We start from the raw sequence: 21,441 nt of genomic DNA, 5'->3' as shown, positions 1-21,441 counted from the left end.
CCACTTAGTTAATATAATATACTCTTATAGGAGCAATAGCAAGTCTTATAACTATGATATTTACATACCACTTAGTTAATATAATATGAATGGCATAAAAAGTATAACTTCATCGATATGGAACTTTACATACCACATAGTTAATATAATACTAGCTTCCATTTCAGCGAACTCATTACGTTCATCTGCTTTACATACCACATAGTTAATATAATACAAGTTGCTCTATACTGACATTCAAACTTTTTGCAGTCTTTACATACCACATAGTTAATATAATACCCCAAAATAAATTGAGCATTTTCAATCCTTACACATATAAAACTATATTAAAATTGCAGTGAATAACCAGCAGTGTTTTATATATATCACAAAATACTCTTATATCATAGTACTTTCAATGATTACATCCAATGTATATAAGAAATTGAACACTGCAAAATATCTATATTATCATTATATCATAAATTAACATTAATTTATTCTATTCATTTAGAATATTTTACCTATTAACTTTTTTCTTTTTCTCTAATGCTATTTGGACAAAAGTTTTTCTCTCATTTTTATCTATAGTTTTCTTTTCATCATTTTCAAATTTAAGCTTTTTATCATTTTTTATAGCATCTACTAAAAACATACAAGCTTCATCAAAACAAAAAGAAGTATATTCATCTTTAATTCTTAATATCTCACTAGGCATCTTGTTGTACATTATCACTTGATTTAGAATCCTCAATATCTGTGGACTCTTGATGAAAGTTTTCTAGTGACTTTGTACCTCCTTGAATACGATTAAATAATTTTAATCTTTGTTCAATAGAAAGTTCCAATCCTATTTTTTTAATCTGAGAATATGTAGGGTTAACTAGCACTTCTTTAGCCACTATATCCATCATTTCAAACATTTCTTTTGAGAAATTAGACTCATCATTCATCTTCTTTAGTACTTTTTCACCTGTACTATCTTTACTTTCCTTCTCTTCAACTAAACTCATTGATGCTGTCATTAGACTGTTTGGTATCTTACCAGCCATTGCAAGAGCCATTAAGTCAGGTTGCTTTACTTCTGCAACTAACATAGTTCCATCTAAAAATCTTCCAACTTCTATTACCTCAGTCAATTTTATTTTCTTTAATTCTTCTAAACTTGTTACTTTAAGTTCATTCATATTTATGTCCCCTTTCTAAAAAAGCTCTAGTTAGTTACTAGAGCTTTAATCTATTTATATACTTACACTAACTTCTTCAACCTTATATGTTTCTCCATTTGTTAATCCTATTATCTCTGTTCCTGTTAATGCTGCTTTATCAGACTCAGTACTTGTTAATGTTCCATCCGCTAAAGTATATTTTATATCACTATTAACTGTAACCTTATATATTTTACCCGCTGTTAATCCTGTTATCTTTTTATCTCCTGCTGTTGCTCCTGATACAGATGCACTGTCTAAAAATACTTTTGTAGCTTCATAACCATTAGGCAACTCTTCTACTATTTCAACCTCATAAGGAGATTGCCCTGTATTAGGTCTACTATTTATAACATATTCATTTGAATAATATTCTCCATCTTTAAAGTTAAGTGGAACAGATTTTCCTTTACAATTTGGGAAAGTAGTCTTAGCAAATTGTCCAGTATCTCCTCCTGGTCCAACAACAGAACTATATATTATTGTTTTAAAAGATTTCTTAGAAAAGGTCTTTCCTACTTCAGGAGCTAAGTATCTCTTAAAGCTACCATCTTCCTCTTTTTCTATTGTTCCACCCTGCATTATTTGAAGTATTTCTGGACAAAATACATTGTCTTTTAATGTTAAATCATATCCTAAGCTTGTATCTTCTGCTGCTCTATTTGCTATTATTTTTTTCTTTATTTTTAATGTTAATTCTTCACCTTCAGAAATTATTTCCTCTGTCCCTATCTCATCAGATGTATCAAATGTATATGTAACTGGATTTTGTTCAACTGTTTCAATTTGAACTAATACAACATCTGTAAGTGGGTATTGATTTAATATTTGTACTGCCATATTTATTACCTCCTAATTTGTTTGTTTTCATAATAACTTAATCTTGTAAAATAAGCTTGTTTCTCATCATCTATAAGAATAGGTAAAGCTTCATAAGCTTGTTTTATTCCTACTATTTCATCCATTACATTTTCAATATTTGTCTTGTATTCACTTACTTTAGAATACTGTCCAATTGGATAAAATACATATATCTCAAATAAATCTTTTATTATATTTTTTTCTGTTGTTTGTAGTGAACCTTTTTCAAATATAACTAAAAAAGGCTCTATGCATAATCCTTGATGTTGCCCAATTGAATACACATTAAAACCTTTATTTTTTAAATGTTTATATATTTTTTTAAACATGTTTCACCTACTTTAAAATCACATCAAGACCCCTTATAATACTTGGTCCACATTTCTCTATAGTTGGCATTATAATTGGATACGGTCTACTTCCTGGATGATTAACTTTTTTAACAGGATGTGATGCTCCATCCCAAAATAAGTAACTTCCTGGTCTTGCTTCTATAACATGTGGTCTTGTACCTTTTTCTAAGTATAATCCATAGTCAACTCCATGACTAAGTGCTATCCTTATAGTATCTCCTTGCCATTCCCAACTACCATGTAGCCTGTTTTTAGCCTCATGAGTATGGTCTTTCCATGGTCTATCATTTTTAGCATTACTTTCTAGTAACTGAGATGAAGTATCTGCATAAGCCCCTAGTGCAGCTTTGGTTTTCATTTCTCTACTTACTAAGGCATTAAGTAGTTTGTTAGCATCAAATTTAAATCCATTTCTCATACTATCTCACCTTTCCTAACTTTAAATCAAAATAAATATTCATTCTATTTTGATTTCCAAGGTCCTGTATAACAAACTTATTATTATCCAAATACATAAAATCACCTTGTTTTATTTTTATTGTATCTTCATCATAAACAACCATTAAATATTGCTCTTTATCTTTTATAACAACACCTTTATCCTTTGTTATTTGACTTATGGAGCTACTTCCTTCATGATATAAGCCTATTACATTGCAAACTATATTTTCTTCATCTGAAGGCTCTCCAAACTCATTTACTCCAACTCTTTTTACTATACCTTCTGTTGGCATCTTATTTATAGCCTTAATTATCTTTGGTTTTACTTTCTGAGCTATCATAGACATCTACTTCCATTTGTCTTATATTTTTTTGCTAAAGTTAACCAGTATAGTTTATTTTCTGGCATGCTTAATCCTCCAGGTAAAGTGATACTATCATTTTCAGCCTTTAATATACATAACTCATACATAGTACTTTTAAAATCTTGATTGTTTTTATTATAGTAATAAGTAATTTCATCATCAGAAAAAAAAGGTGATTGTTCTTCTCTAAGTTCTATTTTTATATTTTTTAAAACTTCTAAATCCATACTATCACCTACTAAATCTACATTTTATAATTTATGCTTAAATTCAACTATTCTTATTTGTTTAGGTTCATAAACTCTTGTCCAGTTTTCACCTTTTCCTAACTCTAATCTTGAAGGTCCTTCTGTTTTAGCTACACTTGCATTAGTGAATTTTATACCTCTTGGATGTAGTATATATGTTTTTCTATTAATTAAATAATCTACTCCAGAACCTTTTTTCTTATCTCTATCTATCTCAGTAGCTACAAATCCTACTGGATTACCATTTCCTAAAGCTATTGCTCCACTACCAAATAGATAAGAAGTATAAACACCTTCTTTTGTTACAGGACAACCATCATCAACTATAACTAATTTATCTTGATAAACGTCAAAGTCTGGACCTGCATCTGGTCTAATAGTTTCTATTAAATTTTGCTTTTTAAGTGCTGATTTTGTAGCTGAATGCATTGCTATAGCCTTTAATTGTTCTTGTGCATCACCCAATAACTGTTGTGCATCTATAAAAGCTGCTGGTGACCATTTTGCTGCATTTCCTGTTGCTGCTGATATATCTAATTTATTTGTTGTCATATTTGCAGATAAGAATATACCATTTAAAACTGCTATAAGTTCTTTTTGCATATCTCTAGCCCAGAAACTTCCAACTAAACTTGCTATTGCTGCCATTGGGTCTTTTCCTGCCATAGCTGCTGATAAATCAGTAGCTGCCCACATTTTCGCTCTTCTTAATATAGCTGCTGCATCTTGACTTGAAGTAATTTTATTTGGTGTTAAATCAGCATCTTCTATTATTTGTTCTGATTCTCCACTTAAATCTTCAAAGAAAGGCATATTTACAACTGGTGCAGCTTGAGAAGCTAAAGCATTCAAACTTGCATCATTTGTAATTATTCCACTTTGATATAGAGCTGATAACTCCATGCTCTTGTTTATTACATATGGGTTAAATAATTCTGGTACTATTACATCACTTAATTTTGTTACTGCCATTTAAATCACTCTCTTTCTTATAAATTTATTCCTGCTTGAGCTGCAAATTCTTTAGCTTTATCAGGGTTTTCTTTTAATAATTTTCCTTGTTCTGTTAAATTGAATGTTTCTTTTATAAAAGGATTATTGACTACATTTGATTTTCTTGGGAAATTACCTGGTGAACCAGTATTACTTGGAGTAGAACTTTCAAACCATTCTTTATATGTTTCTGATATGTTTTTAAATTGTTCATCTAATCCTATAATTTCTCCAGTATCTTTTACTTCCAGCTTTTCAGTGTCAAATTCTTTACATAAGAGCTTTCTATATTTTTCATTTACTCCAGATAGTTTAGAATTTATAGCATAGTCTATAGTCATATTCTTTATTTTAGCTTTACTTGTACTATCAAGTTCATTATATTTATTTTCCCATTCTTTCACTTTTGCTTCTATATCTTCACTGTTTTTACTATTTTTCTTCAAATCTGATATAGTATCATTTGCACCTTTTATTTGCTCTTCTAAGGCCATTTTTTGTTCTTTTAACTTATTGTATCTTTCATCTATGTTTTCTTCCTTAGAAGTGTAAATTTTATCTTTTTTCATACCCTCAATTATGTTTTTTATGTCTGTATCTTGGTATCCTAATTTTTTTAATAATTCTTCCATTATTACCTCCTACACTACGCTTTTATACGAGTTTTGCTTCTCTAGTATAGTTTGCTATTTATTTCTTTTACGCCTACATATAGCTAAAAAAGGCAATAAAAAAACACCTACTAATCTTTAATTTAAGTAAGTGTCTTTAATATATTGCTATATAATCTTCTTCTGGATAAACATTTTCTTCAGCATATTTTAATAATCTATATTTTGTTCTCCCTCTAAATGTTAAAGACTTTCCATTTTGAGCTTTTCTTTCAAATATAACTTCCTTCGTTTTTTTATTTAATACTATTATACCTGATTTTTCCTTAATTCCATCATTCACATATTCATATTTAACAAAGTTTTCATCATTAAATATTCTAAATAATTCTACCAAAGTAATCCCTCCTTATCTAAGCTCTCATCATAATCATATTTTCTAACAACTATATTATGAGCTTCTTTATAATTGTATCCATATCTATCCATAATAAACTTTTCCAGTCTTTCATGTTTTAAAAGAATTAAATCACTTTCCTTTATGTTTTTGCCATCTATCAATCTTTGCCATGATAAAGCCATATCGTAACTTGGGTCAAATCTTTTATATCCATTATCTAAGTTATACTTATTCATAAAAACATGATTTTTTATATTTTCTATTACCTTTTCACTATAACCTGTATTTTTTGCTATAGTAGATATATCAGAAGTTCTTTTTCTTATCTCCTCATAATACAACTCAGCATGCTTTTCTTTTCTAAAATAAACTCCATCTTCATCAAGTAGTTTTCTGCTTATAGCTCCACTTGACCTAGAACTAGAATTATTCTTCTTATTACTATTATACTTTTTATTATCTATTCCTGCAAACTCTAATCCATATTCATCAAACCATTCATCAAGTTTAGAGTTTTCTTCTCCATCTATCCATCTTCTTAACTCTTTACCTATGTCCTCCATATTCATTGGAATATCATATTCAAATGTACACTTTCCTAGAGGATGTTCTAATGGTAATTCTTCTGGAATATATGTTTTTCCATTTCTATCTGCACAAACCTTACACATTCTAGGATGATGTGATGATATCCACTTAATCCCTTTAACAAATGGATTCTTATTACAGCTTTCTTTAGCTGTCTTTTGATATGCATGAGTTATATATGTAGATGCTAATCTATATGCATTAAAATCTATCTTTTTATTACTTTTAGGATATATCTTTGACCACTCATAATCTTTCTTAGCCTTTGGATTAACATATTTTTCTAAATCTTTTGCTATGTCATAACTACCTTTTTTTTCTGCTAATCCTCTACTTACAATGTAATCTAAATCCTTCTTAGTTTTATCTATGTTACTCCAAATTCTATCACTTAATTTAAGTTTATCTTTGTACATACTACCAGATATAACTTGCCTTAATACATCTTCATGAATTTTACTAAACATTTCAGTAAATTGTGGCTTTAAATTAACTGAATAGTTATCACATATGTTATTAAAAAAGCTTAATTGTTCATCTGTAGTAGTTTTTATTACTTTTGATATTTCACTTTCAATATCTTTTTTTAGCTTTTTTCCTAACCTATCATACTCTTTATTTAAATAAATTATACTTTCTCTTAAATATTGTTCAGTTAATGTGTTAGAATTCACTTTATTTAATTTTTTTACATATTTATTAGCTATATCTTTATATAATTGTCTTATCTTCTTAGTAGTTTTGTTTGAAGATATATCTCTGACTCTTTCAGCATTCTTCATAGACTTATTGAACTTATTGGCCATTAGTCATCAACTACTTCTTTTGGTTCTTTTTCAGCAGTTTCTTCCTCTGATTCTTCTATATCTGTAGCTTCTGATTCTTCTTCCAGATTGAAGCTTTCTTCTAATATTTGTCTTTCTATTGACATTTGTTGTAGTTCTTCATCTGCTATATCATCATTAGTATCAGCCCACTTCTTAATGAAAGTTTTCCTAGACATTGCTTGAGCATTTACTTGTTGAATATCAAGTAATTTCTCAGAATCCTCATCCTCTTGTAATGGATACTGATTTTCAACTACCACTTCATAGGAATCTGCATCTAATTTAGGTATTTGAGCTATATTATATACTTCTATCATCTCTATCATAGCTCGTATTAACCATTCAAGAGCTGGACCCCATGATTTCATTTTTTCTTCACATCTAGTTATTAGTTGCCAATACAAAGCCTTCATTGATTTGCCTGATGTCATCATACCTTTAAGGTCTTGATTATTTATAAGTGGTATATTTAGTACTTCATGCATATCTGACTTAATTCTATTAAGTGAATTTTCTATTCTGTTATCATATCCAAAGTCAGTAGGAATTGTATTAATTTGTGCCTGTTTTTGGTCAGCAGTTTGAGATGTTTCTACATCCCAATAAGCACCTGGCTTTATTTTGAAATGTTTACTTGACTCTTCTTCAACATCAACACCATATATAATACGATTCATTCCTTTTTTAAGAGTATCTATATCTTCAGAAGCTAGCTTATTATAAGCCATCTGATTATCAAATATCTCTTCTATGTCACTCTCACCTTTTAAATCACCAAGTAAACCATCATTAAGAATTACATAACAAGGTATTCCACTAAGTTTTAAATCTGTATCACTTACTATTTCTTCTATACATAATCCATAACCATTATATATACCTTCACTTAATATACATTTCCCATTAACCATTTCATATTTTTGTTTCCAAATTCTCTGTTTATCTTTTTCCACTTCTTGATTTGTTTGATGGAAAAATACGATTTTCTTAAGTTCATCAAATTGGTTATCAAAAGGCTCATATATAAACTCTAAACTGGGTACAAACATTATCTTTAAACTCTTGCTTTCTTTATCTGCATGTAGTTTTATAGCTATCCTTTTACCAATAAAACAATCTCTAGCTGCCTTAATCAATTTATCTGAAAATAAATTTCTCTTTAGAATTTTGTTAATGCATTTGTTTATTTCTTCCGCTTTGTCTTTATCTAAGTCATTTTCTGGGCTAATTGTAAATATTGGTGTCTTACCAAATAAAAATCTTGCTTCTTCTTTAATCAGCTTTTTAATATAATTGGTTCTTTTTCTTGTTTGCTTATAGTCTTGTTCCTCTTCTATCCAATGTTGTCCTGTACCTTCGTACTTATCATACAGCCTTATAATTTCACCCATTTCTCGTATTACTTCTTGTCCATATAAGCCTGTAAGTTCCATCTGAATTATATCTATCAAATCTAGCATGTTACACCCCCTATCTACTGTTATATTGTCTTTCTCTTCCATGTGTTTTCATATCTAACTCTAGTGCATACCTTGTTGCATCAATTGAATGATTGTCTTTATCTTCTAATTTAGCTCTTACATTTCCATCTTTATCTGTTTGATAATCTATATTTTCAAATTCTCTAGCTATATTTGGAGTTCTGTTTGGGTCTATTACTATTGCTTGCAAATCATCTAACCAGTTCTCCCCAAATTCGATTGAACCAGGTCCTTTTTTAGCCTTTAATGCTCTTATTCCATACTCTCTAAGTTCTGCAATACTTCTTGGTTCTGCACTATCACAAACAACATTAAAATCGTCATACCCTTTTGATTTAATCTTAGAAGCTAATTCTCTTATAGACATTTTCACTCCAAATATTTCATCTATAAAATATATAATTCTTTTCTTTTTATCATAATGAAGCCTTACAAATGCCATAGGGTCTGTTGCATATCCAAAGTCATTACCTTGCCTTATGTTATCAAAGTGAAATATTTCTTCATTTGTTATTGTTTTAAACTCTAAATTAGAAAAAGGGACTACTCCAGAACCAATAGGCTCTCCTAAGTACTCCCATCTATATTTAAACTCATTTCTTATTTTAATTTCATTAGCTTCCTCAATGAAAGCTTTTGATATATGAGGATTATCTAAATAAATACTATGATGAACATATGTATTTTTAGGTAATGTATGTGTTTCAAATTTCTTATTAACCCATGATTGCTTTCTTTTTGGAGGATTGTATGATAAAAATATTTTATAATCCAATTTGTCTGGTAATTCTCCACGTAACACTGAATTAATTACCATAGATAACTCATCTTCTGTTTTTATTTCTGCAACCTCTTCAAACCATGCAAAAGCAATTGGATATTTAGCTGACTTTATAGATTTTATCTTTTGTGGGTCATCAAGACCTCTAAATATAAATTTATTTCCTCTTGGAATAAAAATAATTTCCATTGGAGATTTTTTAAACTGAAATAAATGTGTTAAACCAAATATCTCTATAGTTTCTTTTAATTGCTCATAAACACTATCCATGATTGTGTTACCAACCTTTCTAAAGCAAACAGTATTTACAGGATATTTAACCATAGCTAAAGTTAGCCAAAAGGCTATATGAGTTGACTTTGCTGAAGCTCTTCCACCTTTTAATACATGATATAAATATTTATTGCTATTACTTACTTTCCAAAATTCATAGAAATTTTTATTTATTATTTCAGATAATTTTTTATTCATCATTTAAGTTACCTACATCATCAATTATGGTTACGCCAACATTTCCATCTAGGTCAACTTTTTCAGTCCATAAAGCATATCTTTTCCCTAATAATTCAGCAGCTTTATTTCTGTCTTTTATACTTACATCTTTTTTTATTATTTCAGGACCATTTTCAGATACTATTACAACCTCTTCTTTTTCCTGATTTCTTAATATTTTTGTTAAGTACTCCATAACTTCTTTGGCATCTGCAATTCTTCTTGATTCAAAACTTTTCAGCCTTTCATCAATATAGTTTTTAACCTCATCATTACTCAACAGTCTACTCCCACTGCTTTCTGAGGTTCTCTGATTACTGTTTTTATATGCTTTTTTATATGCTTCTGTAGCATTACCAGTTTCAATATAATAGTCACAAAACCTTTTTTGTTTTTCAGTCAAATTTGCCATACCACCACCTCTTTATTTGCTTTATAAATAAAAAAATAAGACTTTAAAATTAATCTAAAGTCTTATTTTTAGGGGATACATATTATATTTAAGGGAGCAAGTTTTAGGAATCGAACCTAAGATTACACACCAGTACTTGCAAATTGAGTGAGGTTACCAAGCCCCACCCTTTTAGACATTTGAATTAAATTCGGATTTAATCCAACATATCTACATATAGTGTATTAATAAGTTTGAACATAGTAAGAATTGAACTTACAGCATCCTCATGCCCTGCCTAGTCTGTTCATATAAGCTAGGTGAATCCCTTAACCTAGCCCACATATGTATTTAGTTTTGAGAGAGAAATATTCATTTCCACAATACTATTATCTCATATTTTAAATTGTAAAATCGGCAGAAAAACGGCAATAAAAAGACCTAGAATTTAATCTAGGTCTTTCATTATACTATCTAATTTTCCATATTCTCTTTCCATTGCTTCAATAGTTACTACCCAATCACGACCAAATTTTTTACAATCGATATTTTCAACTAATTTTCCTGTTGCAACTGCTTTTCTAAGTGTAGAGTCTTTCAAACTCCATAATTTTGTTGCTTCTGCAAAGCTATAAATGCCCTCAAATCGATTCATAAAATCCCCCTTAATCATTACTATAAAATTGAGTTAATAACATAATATAACAGGATTAATGCTCCAATCAATTTAATAGTATCATACAGTAATTTCAATAATTCAAATGTTAACTCTCTGTACTTATTCATTGTATTTTCAGTGACTATGTTTTATAATTTAGTTAAGAGGGAAGGTGCAACTTCCACTCTTAACGTTTTACTAATGTAGGCTATCTATTACCATTTTGATGACTGCTAATAGTGTGCCAACTTCGAGTACGAGTTCAGTTAATTCTTTTATGAGTTTTCTGAACTCTTTTATTTTCTTAGCCACTTTCTTTTCACCTCCTTTCTATACTTTAATTATATCACGTATGCGTGATATTGTCAATAATTTCCATACATCTTTTTTACAAAAAAATAGACAGTTATTAACTGCCTATAAATCTAACATCTTAAACAAAGGTTCTTGTTCTATTAGTGCCTTTTTACCAAATAAGGCTATTGATATTGAACTAATAGCTTGATTAGCTCTTTCCCTTAATTGTCTTTCTTCTAAGTATACTTTATCAACTATTAAACTCCATTCTAAGCCTTCAATATATCTATACCTTATAATTTGTTTATGTATAGGTTTTAAATTGCTTATGGATGCATCTATTGTATATTTTAGTGCTTCCATTTCATATAGTTCTATCTGTTTTTCTATTATCTTTTCTTCAAGAATAATTAACTCATTTTCAACTTGATTACTTATTGAATTAGTCTTACTTATAGGAATGCTGTCATAGCTTAAACCTTGCATAAAATCACCTAAATGGCACTCTTTAAGATTTTTTATTTGAAGTTTTAGACTTTCAATATTAATATGTAATTGTTTGTAGTTCTCAAGGTGCTTTTTTGTTGCCATAAAAAACTCCTTTTTAACTTTACTTGCCATAACATCACCCCTATTTACTTAAGCTACCTTTTTCTTATTTTCTTTTCTCTTTTTCTTAAGTTCACTATATTCTATCCAACCATCTACTCCATATTTTTTACTCTTAGCAATCCATATCAATTTTTTATCTTGATATTTGTAATCAAAAAGCTTTTTTCTAAGTTCACCTTGCTGTGTGCTGTATCCTTTCACATCTATATAAACAACTTCACCATCCCATTTGTATATGGCAAAATCAACTGTATATGTAATAGCTCTATAGTTCTTTCCATCCTTCTTAAATTTAGGCTGTAATTCAAACTTTTGTTGTAGTCCAAAATCTTTAATTTCTCCATTTTCTTTCTTTTCTTTTAAATATAGATAATATTCTGATTCATCTTTGCTATCAAATTTAATTCCATCTATTATAATTTTCTTATTATTGTATTTACTCAATTAAATAATTCCTTTATCTCTTAAAAATTACTAATACTTATTAATATCATTTATAAAGTTATAAACCTCATGTACACTATATCCAAACCTTTTAAATCCTTTTACATATATTCTTATTGAACTTGGTATACTTCTACCTACCCTACAATTTTCGTATCCTTGCCATAAGTTTTCTTTTTCCTCTTGCTTTACCATTTGAGAAACTGCTTTTTGAAACTTATTCATTGCTATTCCTCCATAGTTTTACTAATTTAAAATTAATTTTGATGCTCTCTATTGCTTTTATTAGACTTTCTCTCGCATTTTTTACAACAGTAAATTCTTTTAGACTCTTTTGGAATGTAAAATAACTTACCACACCAATTGCAAATTATTCTTTTATTCATAGAATCACTTCTTTCTTATTTTTCATTATACTTATTATCACAATTTTCGCACTCTTTTAGATTCAATCTATACTCATAAACCCTACCAGCTATGAAACTTACTATTACTAATATCACACTAGCTAAGATATTCACTTTTAATCATCTCCTCATATTCTTCTCTAGCCTTATCTATAGCAATAAATATATCCTCTCCATTGTCATATAACTCTTTTGCTCTCTTAATTGTGTATTCTGTCCTTGAAACTTCCATTATTCCTCCTCAATGTATTCAACTTTCCAGCCACTTCTAGTTTTACTTTTCTTTTTAATAGCTTGATAAACTGCTTGATATTTTAATCTTAAAAAACAGGCTGCACCATCTATAGACTCAAATTCTTTTACCTCACCTGTATTAACATTTCTAATTCTTACTGGCAATTCTTTTTTTATTTTTCTGTCCTTCTTAACTCCAAATTCAGCCAGTATCTTTTCTGGCTTAGGATACACTCTTTTTCCATTTTTTATAACTCCTAACAAACAACAATATAATGCTAAGTAGTTTCTACATGTAAGGTCATCTTCAATAAGGTTGTCCACTACTGAGCCACTAAAATACCTTTCTACTTTAAACATTTATTTCACCTCATATTTAACTTTTCAGATTAAAATGGTAACTCATCATCATCTATAATTTCAAATCCTTGAGGGTCTAGTCCTATTGTTTCATCTTGTACACTCTCTTTATATGAATTACTTGATTTACTCTTACTTTCTAATGATTGTACTGATTTTGTACTTACTTTTGTAAATGTTCTCTTTTCTCCTGATTGAGTTTGATAATTGTCAACTCTTATATTTCCTTCTAATGCTACTAGCTTCCCTTTTGTTATGTAATTTGCACAGTATTCAGCTGATTTACCTATTACCTCTATTGGTATAAAGTCAGTATCCCTTTTTCCATCTTTATTTATATAATTTCTGTCTACTGCTATTGTAAATGATGCTACTGCTGTACCTTTTCCTGGTATGTATTTTAGTTCTGGGTCTCTAGTTAATCTCCCAACTAATACAACTTGATTCATTTTAATACCTCCACTATTATTATTTAAATTTAGCCTTTTGGCTTTTCTTTATAATTTCATCTAGTTCTTTGTTACTATATTGAGTAAATGTTTGTTCAAAATTAGCAAACTTATTTTTATTTGTTTGATTGCTAGATTTTCTTGATTTTTTATTTTCATGTTGCAATTTATACGATTCTAATTGTTCATATGTAGTTATATTTGCATCCTTCCACTTTTTAAGGATTCCTTTTAAGTATGATAAGTTCATACTCATTCTTTCAGCACATATCTCTATAGCTCTTTTAAATACTCTTATATCTACTTCATTAGATACTTCTAATAACCATTCAGCTGTAACCGGATATACTACTCCTATATTTTCTTCATACAGCTTCTTAAATTCTTTTAAATAGTTATCCACAGGCTTATCTATATACATACTATTAAAACTATTAATATTAATACTATTAATATTAGTGTCCATATTTTCCGTGTCCGGCTGAGTCGTGTCCGGAAAAGTAGGACATGGTTCCATGTCTATATTTTTAGGACATGGTTTTTTCTTCTTTTTATCTACTTTTAAACCTCTTCTAGATATACATTCATCTATATAAACTCTATCAAATACTATTTCATATATATTATTTTGCATTTTACCTTGTTTAGATTTATTTTTATGAACCTTTATATATCCACTAAGCTCTAGTTCATTCTTGTATTTTGTAAATGTATCTTTTGATATATTCAACTCATAACAAATTAAATCTCTAGTTGGAAAGCAAGTTCCATTTATCCCTGCAAAGCTAGATAAATAAGAATATAGCATTCTAGCACCAATGGTTAACCATCTATCTCTAGCTACTAATCTTGGCATAAGACCATACCCATCACTTAATATATTTCCTTTTTCTATAATAACCTTGTCCATATTATTCAAGAGATTCACCTACTTAATTATCCCTTTTTCTCTTTGCAATTTTTCATATCCAACACATATCTGGTCATATTCTTGTTTACTTAAGTCTTTAACTTCTTTATTAAACTTATAATATACTTCACTTTTTACTCTATCTGAATCCTTACCTATTGTATTTCCTATTGAAAACAACCTTTTTATTTGATTTTGACTTATTTTTATTTGATTATTTTCATTCGCTTTAATAGAAGAAGTTCCTAAGTCATTTCTTTTATAATCTTCTTTTCCACTAGTAGCATCAAAAGTATCATTTTCTGTAATATTTAATAATTGAATGTATAAATACCTTGTCTGATATGTTTCAATTCCTCCTAATGCTTGTAACTCATTAGAGCCTTTTAATTGCAATTCTCTCATTGGAGAAGTAAATACTATCTCTTCTGTTGGTTTTTCTCCATTAATCAATGTTAGTGTTGCATAGTCATTTGTAAAGGTCACTATAGGGCATAATTTGGCTTTTTCTAATAATTCTGTAGCTTGAGGGAGAAAGTCTGCCAACTCAAAGTATTTAAAGTTAGCAAACTTGTTTTGACCACTCTTTTTTATATCTAATTTATTAAACTTAATTCTTACATCCATCAATTTTATGTAAATGTTATTCACTTCCATCAGCTTCCTCCTCCATTTCTCTAATATTTCTTTCTAAAACTGACATAAAACCGTCTATATAATCACCACAACCCCCTTGTAATTGGTATTCTTCTAAATGCTTTTTAAATTGTTTCAAAGTCCATCCTTTTCTATGTTTATCTATGCAAGATTCTAATGCTGATATTTGTCCAAATTTTACATCATAGTCTACTTCATCCACTGACATGAATTTTAATAAAAATAATCTATCTTCTAAATCTTTAATTATTTCATTTCTTGTTTTCATTTATTCCCCCTTGTGCTATAATTAGCTTATATTTTATATTATTTTTTATTGAGCCTGTGCAAAGGCTCTTTTCTTTATATCTGAACATCTATCGCTCTATCTCTTTCAAGTTCTTCTTGATACATCATAACCTCTCTAAACTCAACAGAAACTTCTAATTTAATATCAAATTCTAGTCCTTCTAAGATATTTTGACTAGCAAACTTTACAGCCTCCCACCAGTTCAAACTACTAGTTTCAAACTCTTCCAGCTCCTTTAATTTTTTTATTTCCTTTTCTGCTTGTCTAATTTGACCTATTGCGATTAATCTAGCTGTTTCCATATAACTTGCCCCCTTTTAGTTTAGAAATTTAATTTCATAATCACTGCATTCTATATCTTCTATTGTTAGAGCTTGATACTCCATACTGCCTCTTTCTTTGTCATAGTATGCTAAATTTAGTTCATGTGTAGAAGCATGTACAATTAGACAATTCCCTTCAAAATTAAGTCTTTTAGAGCTTATTTTTACTACATTTCCTACCTTAAACTTATCTAAATCAAATCTTATTATTAATCCTTCCATGTAACTTACCCCCTTAAAGTAATTTTTTAGATTATTTCTTTTTCTGCTTCTTTTAAAAGTTCATCCAAATTTCTACCTTGATTTCTCTCAATAAAATCATCGACCTCATACCTTGAAATTTTTCTACCATCACCTCTAGCTAGCGATTTTATCAAGCCTGTGCTCACTAACCTACGCATAAAAACTGTATCTAATTTTAAAATTCCCCTTGCTTCTTCTACTGTTATCAAGTAATTTGGATAACCTCTTTTTATCAAGACAACTATATCTTTAGGCTCCAGTACTTTTACCTTTTGTTCAACAGTTTGACTCTTAACTCTATCTGTCTCTTGTTTATTTATCTCTATTTCTATTAAACTTTTTAAACTATCACTAAATTGCTTTGTTATACTTTCAGAAATATCCATGTTAAAATTCTCTCCCCTCTTTTCAATTATTTATCTTCCAACTAATTCGTCTAATGTAATATCTAAAAAATCAGCTAATTTTATTAGAGTATCTATAGTTGGATTAGAATTTTTATTCTTCAACAATTTATATAGACCACTTGCATCTATATTTAATTCCTTTGCTAATTTATAAGGTTTTATATCTCTTTTTCTTAGGATTTGGCTTATATTGTCGCCTATCAACATTGGATTCACCTCAGTTCTACATGGTATAATATAAATATGGAATATATTCCAAATATCATGGAAAGGATACAAAATAATGAGTAAAAATGGATTTAAAGATTTAGAAAAATCTCTAAAAAACTTAGAAAAAAATATTAAAGAATCAACTGGACAAGTTCCTATTGATAAAATATGTAACTCTAAATTCATGACCAAATATACAAACTTTACTTCTTTTGATGAATTATTGAAATTTGGAAATTACAATGTTAATTCTTCAAAAGATTTTGAAGCTATTCCAAAAGATGAGTTTGATATTTACATTTCCAAAAACACTAAGTTTTCTACATGGGATAAAATGCTTAGTACTGCTACAGAAGAATATTTAAAATCTAATCTAAAGTTTTAAATATGATTTAAACTCAGATGGTATTGTACTAATCTCTTTGTTTAATTCATCTACTAAGGATTTAATTTTATTTATTTTAATACTTAAACTATCTTCATTTTTAGGTACAATCATCACAGTTAAATTTGATAGCTCCTTAGGTACTACCTTTGGAGTTTTTTTATTTTTCATTTCTACCTAATCACTCCTTTTTGAATATTCTGTATTTATTTTTCAAAGTACTAACCTAACATTGAAGTTTGATAACTATACTCTTTTTCTATATCAGGTAATATGTTATTTACTTTCAATAAATCATATAAAAACAATCTTCCCTTTTGAGTCCATTTAGTTGTCATTTTTACATCAGTCATTCCATCACTTCTAGTTATATCTATTGTTTCTGAATGAGTGTATCCCTTGCCTTGATACTGTTTATATAGAAGCCATTGCCCACTTTGTTTGTATTGAATTCCTCTTTCATGAAGTATTTTATTCATTTCTTTTCCACTCATTCCATAGTCTTTTGCTATTTGAGTTATAGTGACAAGACCTTTGTTTTTAAGTATCATATCTGTGTAATCTGCCTTTGGTTTTAGTTCTTTTATTACTTGGTCTTTCATTTTACCTTCTAGTTGTAATTTCTCATTTACTTCTACTTGCTCTATAAGATGTTGTAACGCTTCTTTATATGTAGTTGGTAATTTAGGTTGTGAATCTATCATATTATATGCTCCAGTACTACGTATACTTGGTAATATCTCATTAGTTACCCAACGTTTAAATAATTTTGCACTTGGCAACTTGGAACTTAATATTAAAGAATAAAGACCACTTTCATTAATTACTTTCATATTTTGATTTCCACCAGGAGTCGGTACTTCACCTACTCCTTTATCTTCATCATCAACATGTCTTTTCAAAGCATCAGATGTATCTTTATATCCTAATTGTTCTGCGATATCCTTTCCAACAAACCAAAACTCTCCATTTAGTTTGATTACTCTTATTTCTCCAAAAGTCTTATTTTTAAATATTTGTAAATTATTCATACTTTCTATCCTCCTTATAGATGTTTCTGTGAACAAAAAATTCTAGTTTATGTTAACTTTTTTTCTAAAAAAAGTTCATCCATTGTTTTATTTAAAATATAGCTAATCATTATCATTTCCTTTTCTGTAAAATTTCTTTTTCCATTTTCTTTTAAATTATATGTGGATTTTGCTATTCCTATTTTATATGCTAATTCTTCTTGAGTATATCCAGCTTCTATTCGACCAGCTTTTAAACTTCTTTTCTTCATATTCTTCACCTTCCAATGTTTTATTTTTGTGAACTTCATACTTTCATTATATTCACATAAACAAAACTTGTCAATATGTAAGTTTATTTTTTTGTTAACTTTTTTGTTTTTTTTTAAACATAAGTTTACGTTTCTGTAAACTTATAGTATTATCTAATTATTGGGAGGTGTTGTTTGTGGCAACTTTTGGAGAACGTTTCAAACAATTACGAGAAGAAAAAAAATTTACTCAAGATGAACTAGTTTCAAAATTTAATAAAATTTACTTTACAAGTTTTAATAAATCAACAATATCACAATATGAAAATAATAAAAGAAAACCAGAAATAAACGTTTTAGAAAATTGGGCAGATTTTTTTGATGTATCAATTGATTATCTTTTGGGTAGAACTCTTGTTAGAAATCATATAGATACTGTAGCTGCACATAAAGCTAATCCTCATAAAGATTTACCAGAAGAAGCACAAGAACAACTCAATGATTATATTGAATTTTTAATGAATAAATATAAAAAGTAAGGATTGAATCTATGTTAATATTAAAAAAATTAAGAACTGAAAAAGGGATTTCTTTAGATAAATTAAGTACAGACTTAAATATAAATAAATCTACTCTATCTAGGATTGAAAATGGGTTAAGAGAACCAAAAGAATCATTTATTAAAGATTGCTCAGACTATTTTGGAGTATCTACAGATTACTTAATTGGAAAAATTAACATAGATGATTCAAATCAATTAACAAAGTACTTGAATTCAACTTTTCCAATAAGGTTAAAAAAATTAAGAAAGAAAAAAGAATTAACTCAAACAGAATTATCAAAATCACTTAATTGTTCACTAAGCAAAATTGCTATGTTAGAGACTGACAAAAGAGAACCTGTTAAAGAGGATTTGTTAAAACTTTCAGACTTTTTTAATGTGTCAGTTGATTATCTACTTGGCAAAACCTCAATTGAAAATTACACAACTACTGATGAAATATCCAAAATAATTAATGCTTATAAAAGTTTACCTAAAGAAGCTCAAGAACACATTAATAGTTACATAGAATTTTTAGTTGATAGATATAAAAAATAAATATTTAGAGCAGTTCAAACCTGCTCTTTATATATAAAAAAGTAATACATACATTCTTTTTATAGGGGGATTTCCATGAAAAAACTAGACGCACTTTTAGACTTAGCAAAAAATGAAGAAATAGAAATTTACTACACTGACAAAATAGCAGATGACATAAAAGGATTGTATATAAACAAACAAGGGCTAAAAATTATATCATTGCTTAACTCATTAAAGCAAAACAAGACTAAGCTAATAGAGATACTAGCAGAAGAATTAGGACATCATTTTACCAGTGTTGGAAATTATGTATCTTCAAAAAACAACTACAAAAATAAAATCTTGATAGACAAAACTGAAAACAAAGCACTAAAATGGGCAGGTGAATTTCTTATAACAGAAGAAGAAATAATACATGTTATTAATTCACACGCTACAAGTGTATACGAAATAGCTGAAGAATTACAAGTTAGTATCAACTTCTTACTAAAAAGATTAGAATTTCTATCAAAAAAGAAAAGCATGTTAGACTTAGGAAGTAACAGATTTTTAGTATTAACTAATTTGCCAAATTTCTACATATATGAGGATATTTTTTAAACTTATTTATTCTACTTTTATAGATTTTTTACTTAATAAATATATATTTCAATATTATTATAATAAACTACACATAAAAGCTAAAAAATTGTAAGAATATTAAGAAAATAATTAAGTAAAAACCAGATAAACAAAATTAAGATAATATTGTACATAACAAAAGGATATAAAAGAGCAGTCAATCTGCTCTTTTATATAAATACAAAACAAACATACATTCTAAAAAAGGGGGTACTATTATGAAAGGTGGAGTAAGAAAAAGAAGTAACAAATGGTATTACTACTTTGACCTAGGTATAGTAGAAGGAAAAAGAAAAAAAGTAGAAAGAGTTGGAGGCAATACTAAAAAAGAAGCAGAAAAAGCCTTAAGAGAAGCACTAAATGAGTATGAAAACTCTGGCATAGTATTTGAAGAAAGCAACATCAGCTTATCAGACTATCTCGACTTTTGGTTCAAAGAATATGTTTTACTTAACTGTAAATACAACACTCAAGAAAGCTACCGAATAAACATAGAAAAACATATAAAACCAAAGCTAGGAGTTTATAAAGTAAAAGCTCTAACACCAGCAATACTACAAAACTTCATAAACAAAAAGTACAAAGAAGACTATTCTCAAAGTACATTACAAGTATTAAAAGCTATATTACATAGGTCATTAAAATCAGCAGTCTACCCTTACAAGCACATACGAGAAAATCCTATGCAATATGTAAGCATACCAAAAACTAAAATTAAAACAGAAACTAAAAAAGTTAAAACTATTACACTAGAAGAATTTAATCAAACATTAAATATATTTCCTCAAGATTCATTTCAGCGTATAGTCTTACTAATTGGATTTTATACTGGTATGCGAAGAGGTGAAATTATTGCATTAACATGGGATGATATAGACCTTGATAATAAAACTATCACAGTAAAACATACTCTGATTAAAAAGAAAAATGGAATGTTTGAATTAAACCAACCAAAAACAGAAAGCTCTTGTAGAACTATATTTACAGGTGATACCTTAGTAAGAGCATTAAAAGAACATAAACTATATCAAAAAAAAATGAAATTAAAATATGGTGAATTTTACTTTGATAGTGATTGGGTATGTACTAAAGAAAATGGTCAACAAGTAACTATTCACACTATGGACACTATAGTAAGACAAATTAGAGAAGTCTTAAATAATGGCTTCCATTTCCATTGTCTAAGACATACACATGCTACCCTACTATTAGAAAATGGTGCTAACATTAAAGACATACAAAATCGTCTAGGTCATAGTCAATTATCAACTACAATGGATACTTATTCACATGTAACTGATAAGATGAAAAATGAAACTGTAGATATATTTGAAAGAATTACAAATTAGAGTTTGCCACCCCGAAATACAGTATGGTGGCAAATGGGTGGCAAACTCTCATTTATCTATTTTAAAAACTAAATTCATCAACTTTATACAAACACTTATATCGTTGTGATTTCAATACTTTTAGCTTTATAACAACTCTAATCCATATAATATATTAATTATAAATCTAACTGATTCAACTTAATTATACCTTAATTGGATATATTTATCTATTTTATTTGT

At 28.4% G+C, this 21,441-nt stretch carries 36 protein-coding genes; 5 read left to right on the top strand and 31 right to left on the bottom strand.

Translation table 11 applies throughout. The features are described from left to right. Positions 1–502 precede the first annotated feature (502 nt). From IC174_RS06670 to IC174_RS06540, 28 genes are all read right to left on the bottom strand, one after another. Positions 503–718 carry a hypothetical protein gene (locus IC174_RS06670; protein ID WP_022617031.1) on the bottom strand — a complete coding sequence of 72 codons (216 nt, stop codon included), beginning with the start codon at positions 716–718 and terminating at the stop codon, positions 503–505. Next, a complete protein-coding gene (locus tag IC174_RS06665; RefSeq protein ID WP_227482471.1) occupies positions 693–1,169 on the bottom strand; it encodes a hypothetical protein in 477 nt (158 codons plus the stop codon). Before IC174_RS06665 ends, IC174_RS06670 begins: the two co-directional genes overlap by 26 nt. 54 nt (positions 1,170–1,223) lie before the next feature. Continuing rightward, positions 1,224–2,030 carry a hypothetical protein gene (locus IC174_RS06660; RefSeq protein ID WP_227482470.1) on the bottom strand — a complete coding sequence of 269 codons (807 nt, stop codon included), beginning with the start codon at positions 2,028–2,030 and terminating at the stop codon, positions 1,224–1,226. 5 nt (positions 2,031–2,035) lie between these two features. Continuing rightward, on the bottom strand, positions 2,036–2,380 hold the full coding sequence (locus IC174_RS06655) for a hypothetical protein (protein WP_021408083.1): 345 nt from the start codon (positions 2,378–2,380) through the stop codon (positions 2,036–2,038). A 7-nt stretch (positions 2,381–2,387) separates the two neighbouring features. Next, complete coding sequence (locus tag IC174_RS06650) at positions 2,388–2,822, bottom strand: hypothetical protein (protein ID WP_227482469.1); 435 nt, start codon at positions 2,820–2,822, stop codon at positions 2,388–2,390. Position 2,823: 1 nt separating this feature from the next. Next, the gene (locus IC174_RS06645) at positions 2,824–3,186 is read right to left on the bottom strand and encodes a hypothetical protein (protein ID WP_227482468.1); all 363 of its coding nucleotides are present in this window, start codon (positions 3,184–3,186) and stop codon (positions 2,824–2,826) included. Then, positions 3,183–3,437 carry a hypothetical protein gene (locus IC174_RS06640; RefSeq protein ID WP_021426496.1) on the bottom strand — a complete coding sequence of 85 codons (255 nt, stop codon included), beginning with the start codon at positions 3,435–3,437 and terminating at the stop codon, positions 3,183–3,185. Before IC174_RS06640 ends, IC174_RS06645 begins: the two co-directional genes overlap by 4 nt. A gap of 24 nt (positions 3,438–3,461) precedes the next feature. After that, positions 3,462–4,430: a major capsid protein gene (locus tag IC174_RS06635; RefSeq protein ID WP_227482467.1), complete on the bottom strand. Its 969-nt coding sequence runs from the start codon at positions 4,428–4,430 to the stop codon at positions 3,462–3,464. Positions 4,431–4,447: 17 nt separating this feature from the next. Next, complete coding sequence (locus IC174_RS06630; protein WP_227482466.1) at positions 4,448–5,083, bottom strand: phage scaffolding protein; 636 nt, start codon at positions 5,081–5,083, stop codon at positions 4,448–4,450. Between the two features lie 136 nt (positions 5,084–5,219). After that, positions 5,220–5,459 carry a hypothetical protein gene (locus IC174_RS06625; RefSeq protein WP_227482465.1) on the bottom strand — a complete coding sequence of 80 codons (240 nt, stop codon included), beginning with the start codon at positions 5,457–5,459 and terminating at the stop codon, positions 5,220–5,222. Further along, positions 5,453–6,856: a hypothetical protein gene (locus IC174_RS06620; protein WP_227482464.1), complete on the bottom strand. Its 1,404-nt coding sequence runs from the start codon at positions 6,854–6,856 to the stop codon at positions 5,453–5,455. Before IC174_RS06620 ends, IC174_RS06625 begins: the two co-directional genes overlap by 7 nt. Continuing rightward, positions 6,856–8,337 (bottom strand): phage portal protein, encoded by a 1,482-nt coding sequence (locus IC174_RS06615; protein WP_227482463.1) that lies wholly within the window; start codon positions 8,335–8,337, stop codon positions 6,856–6,858. Before IC174_RS06615 ends, IC174_RS06620 begins: the two co-directional genes overlap by 1 nt. 10 nt (positions 8,338–8,347) lie before the next feature. Then, positions 8,348–9,613, bottom strand: a complete 1,266-nt coding sequence (locus tag IC174_RS06610) for a PBSX family phage terminase large subunit (protein ID WP_227482462.1) — start codon at positions 9,611–9,613, stop codon at positions 8,348–8,350. Continuing rightward, the gene (locus tag IC174_RS06605) at positions 9,603–10,043 is read right to left on the bottom strand and encodes a terminase small subunit (protein ID WP_227482461.1); all 441 of its coding nucleotides are present in this window, start codon (positions 10,041–10,043) and stop codon (positions 9,603–9,605) included. Before IC174_RS06605 ends, IC174_RS06610 begins: the two co-directional genes overlap by 11 nt. A gap of 427 nt (positions 10,044–10,470) precedes the next feature. Continuing rightward, positions 10,471–10,677, bottom strand: a complete 207-nt coding sequence (locus IC174_RS06600; RefSeq protein WP_227482460.1) for a helix-turn-helix domain-containing protein — start codon at positions 10,675–10,677, stop codon at positions 10,471–10,473. A 420-nt stretch (positions 10,678–11,097) separates the two neighbouring features. Next, complete coding sequence (locus IC174_RS06595) at positions 11,098–11,598, bottom strand: hypothetical protein (protein ID WP_021426505.1); 501 nt, start codon at positions 11,596–11,598, stop codon at positions 11,098–11,100. Between the two features lie 18 nt (positions 11,599–11,616). Beyond that, positions 11,617–12,033, bottom strand: coding sequence for a DUF1064 domain-containing protein (locus IC174_RS06590; protein WP_021426506.1), 417 nt, complete (start codon positions 12,031–12,033; stop codon positions 11,617–11,619). Positions 12,034–12,063: 30 nt separating this feature from the next. Next, the gene (locus IC174_RS06585; RefSeq protein WP_021426507.1) at positions 12,064–12,258 is read right to left on the bottom strand and encodes a hypothetical protein; all 195 of its coding nucleotides are present in this window, start codon (positions 12,256–12,258) and stop codon (positions 12,064–12,066) included. Between the two features lie 279 nt (positions 12,259–12,537). Next, positions 12,538–12,672 (bottom strand): hypothetical protein, encoded by a 135-nt coding sequence (locus IC174_RS21070; RefSeq protein ID WP_021362347.1) that lies wholly within the window; start codon positions 12,670–12,672, stop codon positions 12,538–12,540. Further along, positions 12,672–13,034, bottom strand: coding sequence for a hypothetical protein (locus IC174_RS06580; RefSeq protein ID WP_021426509.1), 363 nt, complete (start codon positions 13,032–13,034; stop codon positions 12,672–12,674). The genes IC174_RS21070 and IC174_RS06580 overlap by 1 nt, the downstream gene beginning before the upstream one ends. Before the next feature lie 29 nt (positions 13,035–13,063). Further along, positions 13,064–13,483, bottom strand: coding sequence for a single-stranded DNA-binding protein (locus IC174_RS06575; RefSeq protein ID WP_227437489.1), 420 nt, complete (start codon positions 13,481–13,483; stop codon positions 13,064–13,066). Between the two features lie 19 nt (positions 13,484–13,502). After that, entirely contained in the window at positions 13,503–14,393 is an 891-nt protein-coding gene (locus tag IC174_RS06570) for a DnaD domain protein (RefSeq protein ID WP_227482743.1), read from the bottom strand. A gap of 18 nt (positions 14,394–14,411) precedes the next feature. Beyond that, on the bottom strand, positions 14,412–15,050 hold the full coding sequence (locus IC174_RS06565; protein WP_227482459.1) for an ERF family protein: 639 nt from the start codon (positions 15,048–15,050) through the stop codon (positions 14,412–14,414). Beyond that, a complete protein-coding gene (locus tag IC174_RS06560; protein WP_227482458.1) occupies positions 15,037–15,318 on the bottom strand; it encodes a hypothetical protein in 282 nt (93 codons plus the stop codon). The genes IC174_RS06565 and IC174_RS06560 overlap by 14 nt, the downstream gene beginning before the upstream one ends. A 74-nt stretch (positions 15,319–15,392) precedes the next feature. Further along, a complete protein-coding gene (locus IC174_RS06555) occupies positions 15,393–15,641 on the bottom strand; it encodes a hypothetical protein (protein ID WP_227482457.1) in 249 nt (82 codons plus the stop codon). 15 nt (positions 15,642–15,656) lie between these two features. Continuing rightward, complete coding sequence (locus tag IC174_RS06550) at positions 15,657–15,884, bottom strand: hypothetical protein (RefSeq protein ID WP_227437496.1); 228 nt, start codon at positions 15,882–15,884, stop codon at positions 15,657–15,659. 26 nt (positions 15,885–15,910) lie between these two features. Then, the gene (locus IC174_RS06545) at positions 15,911–16,291 is read right to left on the bottom strand and encodes a helix-turn-helix domain-containing protein (RefSeq protein WP_227482456.1); all 381 of its coding nucleotides are present in this window, start codon (positions 16,289–16,291) and stop codon (positions 15,911–15,913) included. Positions 16,292–16,321: 30 nt separating this feature from the next. After that, entirely contained in the window at positions 16,322–16,519 is a 198-nt protein-coding gene (locus IC174_RS06540) for a helix-turn-helix domain-containing protein (RefSeq protein WP_227482455.1), read from the bottom strand. A 76-nt stretch (positions 16,520–16,595) separates the two neighbouring features. Between IC174_RS06540 and IC174_RS06535 the strand changes: the two genes are divergently transcribed. Next, entirely contained in the window at positions 16,596–16,907 is a 312-nt protein-coding gene (locus tag IC174_RS06535) for a hypothetical protein (protein ID WP_021372451.1), read from the top strand. On the opposite strand, the gene IC174_RS06530 is transcribed toward IC174_RS06535, so the two are convergent. From IC174_RS06530 to IC174_RS06520, 3 genes are read right to left on the bottom strand one after another with little or no spacing between them, the layout of a single operon-like run. Further along, positions 16,896–17,078: a hypothetical protein gene (locus tag IC174_RS06530; protein WP_227482454.1), complete on the bottom strand. Its 183-nt coding sequence runs from the start codon at positions 17,076–17,078 to the stop codon at positions 16,896–16,898. The two genes, IC174_RS06535 and IC174_RS06530, sit on opposite strands and share 12 nt — an antisense overlap. Positions 17,079–17,128: 50 nt before the next feature. Beyond that, positions 17,129–17,938 carry a phage antirepressor gene (locus IC174_RS06525; protein ID WP_227482453.1) on the bottom strand — a complete coding sequence of 270 codons (810 nt, stop codon included), beginning with the start codon at positions 17,936–17,938 and terminating at the stop codon, positions 17,129–17,131. A gap of 47 nt (positions 17,939–17,985) precedes the next feature. After that, positions 17,986–18,189, bottom strand: a complete 204-nt coding sequence (locus tag IC174_RS06520; protein WP_227482452.1) for a helix-turn-helix domain-containing protein — start codon at positions 18,187–18,189, stop codon at positions 17,986–17,988. A gap of 176 nt (positions 18,190–18,365) precedes the next feature. On the opposite strand from IC174_RS06520, the gene IC174_RS06515 reads away from it, so the two are divergent. The 4 genes from IC174_RS06515 to IC174_RS06500 all read left to right on the top strand — a co-directional run bounded on the left by IC174_RS06515 (position 18,366) and on the right by IC174_RS06500 (position 21,219). Beyond that, entirely contained in the window at positions 18,366–18,707 is a 342-nt protein-coding gene (locus tag IC174_RS06515) for an XRE family transcriptional regulator (protein ID WP_227482451.1), read from the top strand. Positions 18,708–18,718: 11 nt separating this feature from the next. After that, entirely contained in the window at positions 18,719–19,267 is a 549-nt protein-coding gene (locus IC174_RS06510; RefSeq protein WP_227482450.1) for a helix-turn-helix transcriptional regulator, read from the top strand. Between the two features lie 75 nt (positions 19,268–19,342). Beyond that, on the top strand, positions 19,343–19,849 hold the full coding sequence (locus IC174_RS06505; protein WP_227482449.1) for an ImmA/IrrE family metallo-endopeptidase: 507 nt from the start codon (positions 19,343–19,345) through the stop codon (positions 19,847–19,849). 239 nt (positions 19,850–20,088) lie between these two features. Then, positions 20,089–21,219 carry a site-specific integrase gene (locus IC174_RS06500; RefSeq protein ID WP_227482448.1) on the top strand — a complete coding sequence of 377 codons (1,131 nt, stop codon included), beginning with the start codon at positions 20,089–20,091 and terminating at the stop codon, positions 21,217–21,219. The last annotated feature ends 222 nt before the right edge of the window (positions 21,220–21,441 follow it).

Source organism: Clostridioides sp. ES-S-0001-03, assembly GCF_020676075.1.
Classification (GTDB): Bacteria; Bacillota; Clostridia; order Peptostreptococcales; family Peptostreptococcaceae; genus Clostridioides.
This window is presented reverse-complemented; position numbering and strand designations above follow the sequence as displayed.

Bases quoted from the DNA above. Each gene is read 5' to 3' on its own strand.
- IC174_RS06550 (WP_227437496.1), bottom strand. From the start codon at position 15,884: ATGGAAGGATTAATAATAAGATTTGATTTAGATAAGTTTAAGGTAGGA.
- IC174_RS06535 (WP_021372451.1), top strand. From the start codon at position 16,596: ATGAGTAAAAATGGATTTAAAGATTTAGAAAAATCTCTAAAAAACTTA.
- IC174_RS06510 (WP_227482450.1), top strand. From the start codon at position 18,719: ATGTTAATATTAAAAAAATTAAGAACTGAAAAAGGGATTTCTTTAGAT.
- IC174_RS06575 (WP_227437489.1), bottom strand. From the start codon at position 13,483: ATGAATCAAGTTGTATTAGTTGGGAGATTAACTAGAGACCCAGAACTA.
- IC174_RS06525 (WP_227482453.1), bottom strand. From the start codon at position 17,938: ATGAATAATTTACAAATATTTAAAAATAAGACTTTTGGAGAAATAAGA.
- IC174_RS06570 (WP_227482743.1), bottom strand. From the start codon at position 14,393: ATGGACAAGGTTATTATAGAAAAAGGAAATATATTAAGTGATGGGTAT.
- IC174_RS06655 (WP_021408083.1), bottom strand. From the start codon at position 2,380: ATGTTTAAAAAAATATATAAACATTTAAAAAATAAAGGTTTTAATGTG.
- IC174_RS06530 (WP_227482454.1), bottom strand. From the start codon at position 17,078: ATGAAAAATAAAAAAACTCCAAAGGTAGTACCTAAGGAGCTATCAAAT.
- IC174_RS06555 (WP_227482457.1), bottom strand. From the start codon at position 15,641: ATGGAAACAGCTAGATTAATCGCAATAGGTCAAATTAGACAAGCAGAA.
- IC174_RS06540 (WP_227482455.1), bottom strand. From the start codon at position 16,519: ATGTTGATAGGCGACAATATAAGCCAAATCCTAAGAAAAAGAGATATA.
- IC174_RS06640 (WP_021426496.1), bottom strand. From the start codon at position 3,437: ATGGATTTAGAAGTTTTAAAAAATATAAAAATAGAACTTAGAGAAGAA.
- IC174_RS06560 (WP_227482458.1), bottom strand. From the start codon at position 15,318: ATGAAAACAAGAAATGAAATAATTAAAGATTTAGAAGATAGATTATTT.
- IC174_RS06630 (WP_227482466.1), bottom strand. From the start codon at position 5,083: ATGGAAGAATTATTAAAAAAATTAGGATACCAAGATACAGACATAAAA.
- IC174_RS06615 (WP_227482463.1), bottom strand. From the start codon at position 8,337: ATGCTAGATTTGATAGATATAATTCAGATGGAACTTACAGGCTTATAT.
- IC174_RS06660 (WP_227482470.1), bottom strand. From the start codon at position 2,030: ATGGCAGTACAAATATTAAATCAATACCCACTTACAGATGTTGTATTA.
- IC174_RS06595 (WP_021426505.1), bottom strand. From the start codon at position 11,598: ATGGCAAGTAAAGTTAAAAAGGAGTTTTTTATGGCAACAAAAAAGCAC.
- IC174_RS06600 (WP_227482460.1), bottom strand. From the start codon at position 10,677: ATGAATCGATTTGAGGGCATTTATAGCTTTGCAGAAGCAACAAAATTA.
- IC174_RS06620 (WP_227482464.1), bottom strand. From the start codon at position 6,856: ATGGCCAATAAGTTCAATAAGTCTATGAAGAATGCTGAAAGAGTCAGA.
- IC174_RS06500 (WP_227482448.1), top strand. From the start codon at position 20,089: ATGAAAGGTGGAGTAAGAAAAAGAAGTAACAAATGGTATTACTACTTT.
- IC174_RS06605 (WP_227482461.1), bottom strand. From the start codon at position 10,043: ATGGCAAATTTGACTGAAAAACAAAAAAGGTTTTGTGACTATTATATT.
- IC174_RS06635 (WP_227482467.1), bottom strand. From the start codon at position 4,430: ATGGCAGTAACAAAATTAAGTGATGTAATAGTACCAGAATTATTTAAC.
- IC174_RS06545 (WP_227482456.1), bottom strand. From the start codon at position 16,291: ATGGATATTTCTGAAAGTATAACAAAGCAATTTAGTGATAGTTTAAAA.
- IC174_RS06650 (WP_227482469.1), bottom strand. From the start codon at position 2,822: ATGAGAAATGGATTTAAATTTGATGCTAACAAACTACTTAATGCCTTA.
- IC174_RS06505 (WP_227482449.1), top strand. From the start codon at position 19,343: ATGAAAAAACTAGACGCACTTTTAGACTTAGCAAAAAATGAAGAAATA.
- IC174_RS06580 (WP_021426509.1), bottom strand. From the start codon at position 13,034: ATGTTTAAAGTAGAAAGGTATTTTAGTGGCTCAGTAGTGGACAACCTT.
- IC174_RS06565 (WP_227482459.1), bottom strand. From the start codon at position 15,050: ATGGAAGTGAATAACATTTACATAAAATTGATGGATGTAAGAATTAAG.
- IC174_RS21070 (WP_021362347.1), bottom strand. From the start codon at position 12,672: ATGGAAGTTTCAAGGACAGAATACACAATTAAGAGAGCAAAAGAGTTA.
- IC174_RS06520 (WP_227482452.1), bottom strand. From the start codon at position 18,189: ATGAAGAAAAGAAGTTTAAAAGCTGGTCGAATAGAAGCTGGATATACT.
- IC174_RS06610 (WP_227482462.1), bottom strand. From the start codon at position 9,613: ATGATGAATAAAAAATTATCTGAAATAATAAATAAAAATTTCTATGAA.
- IC174_RS06585 (WP_021426507.1), bottom strand. From the start codon at position 12,258: ATGAATAAGTTTCAAAAAGCAGTTTCTCAAATGGTAAAGCAAGAGGAA.
- IC174_RS06645 (WP_227482468.1), bottom strand. From the start codon at position 3,186: ATGATAGCTCAGAAAGTAAAACCAAAGATAATTAAGGCTATAAATAAG.
- IC174_RS06665 (WP_227482471.1), bottom strand. From the start codon at position 1,169: ATGAATGAACTTAAAGTAACAAGTTTAGAAGAATTAAAGAAAATAAAA.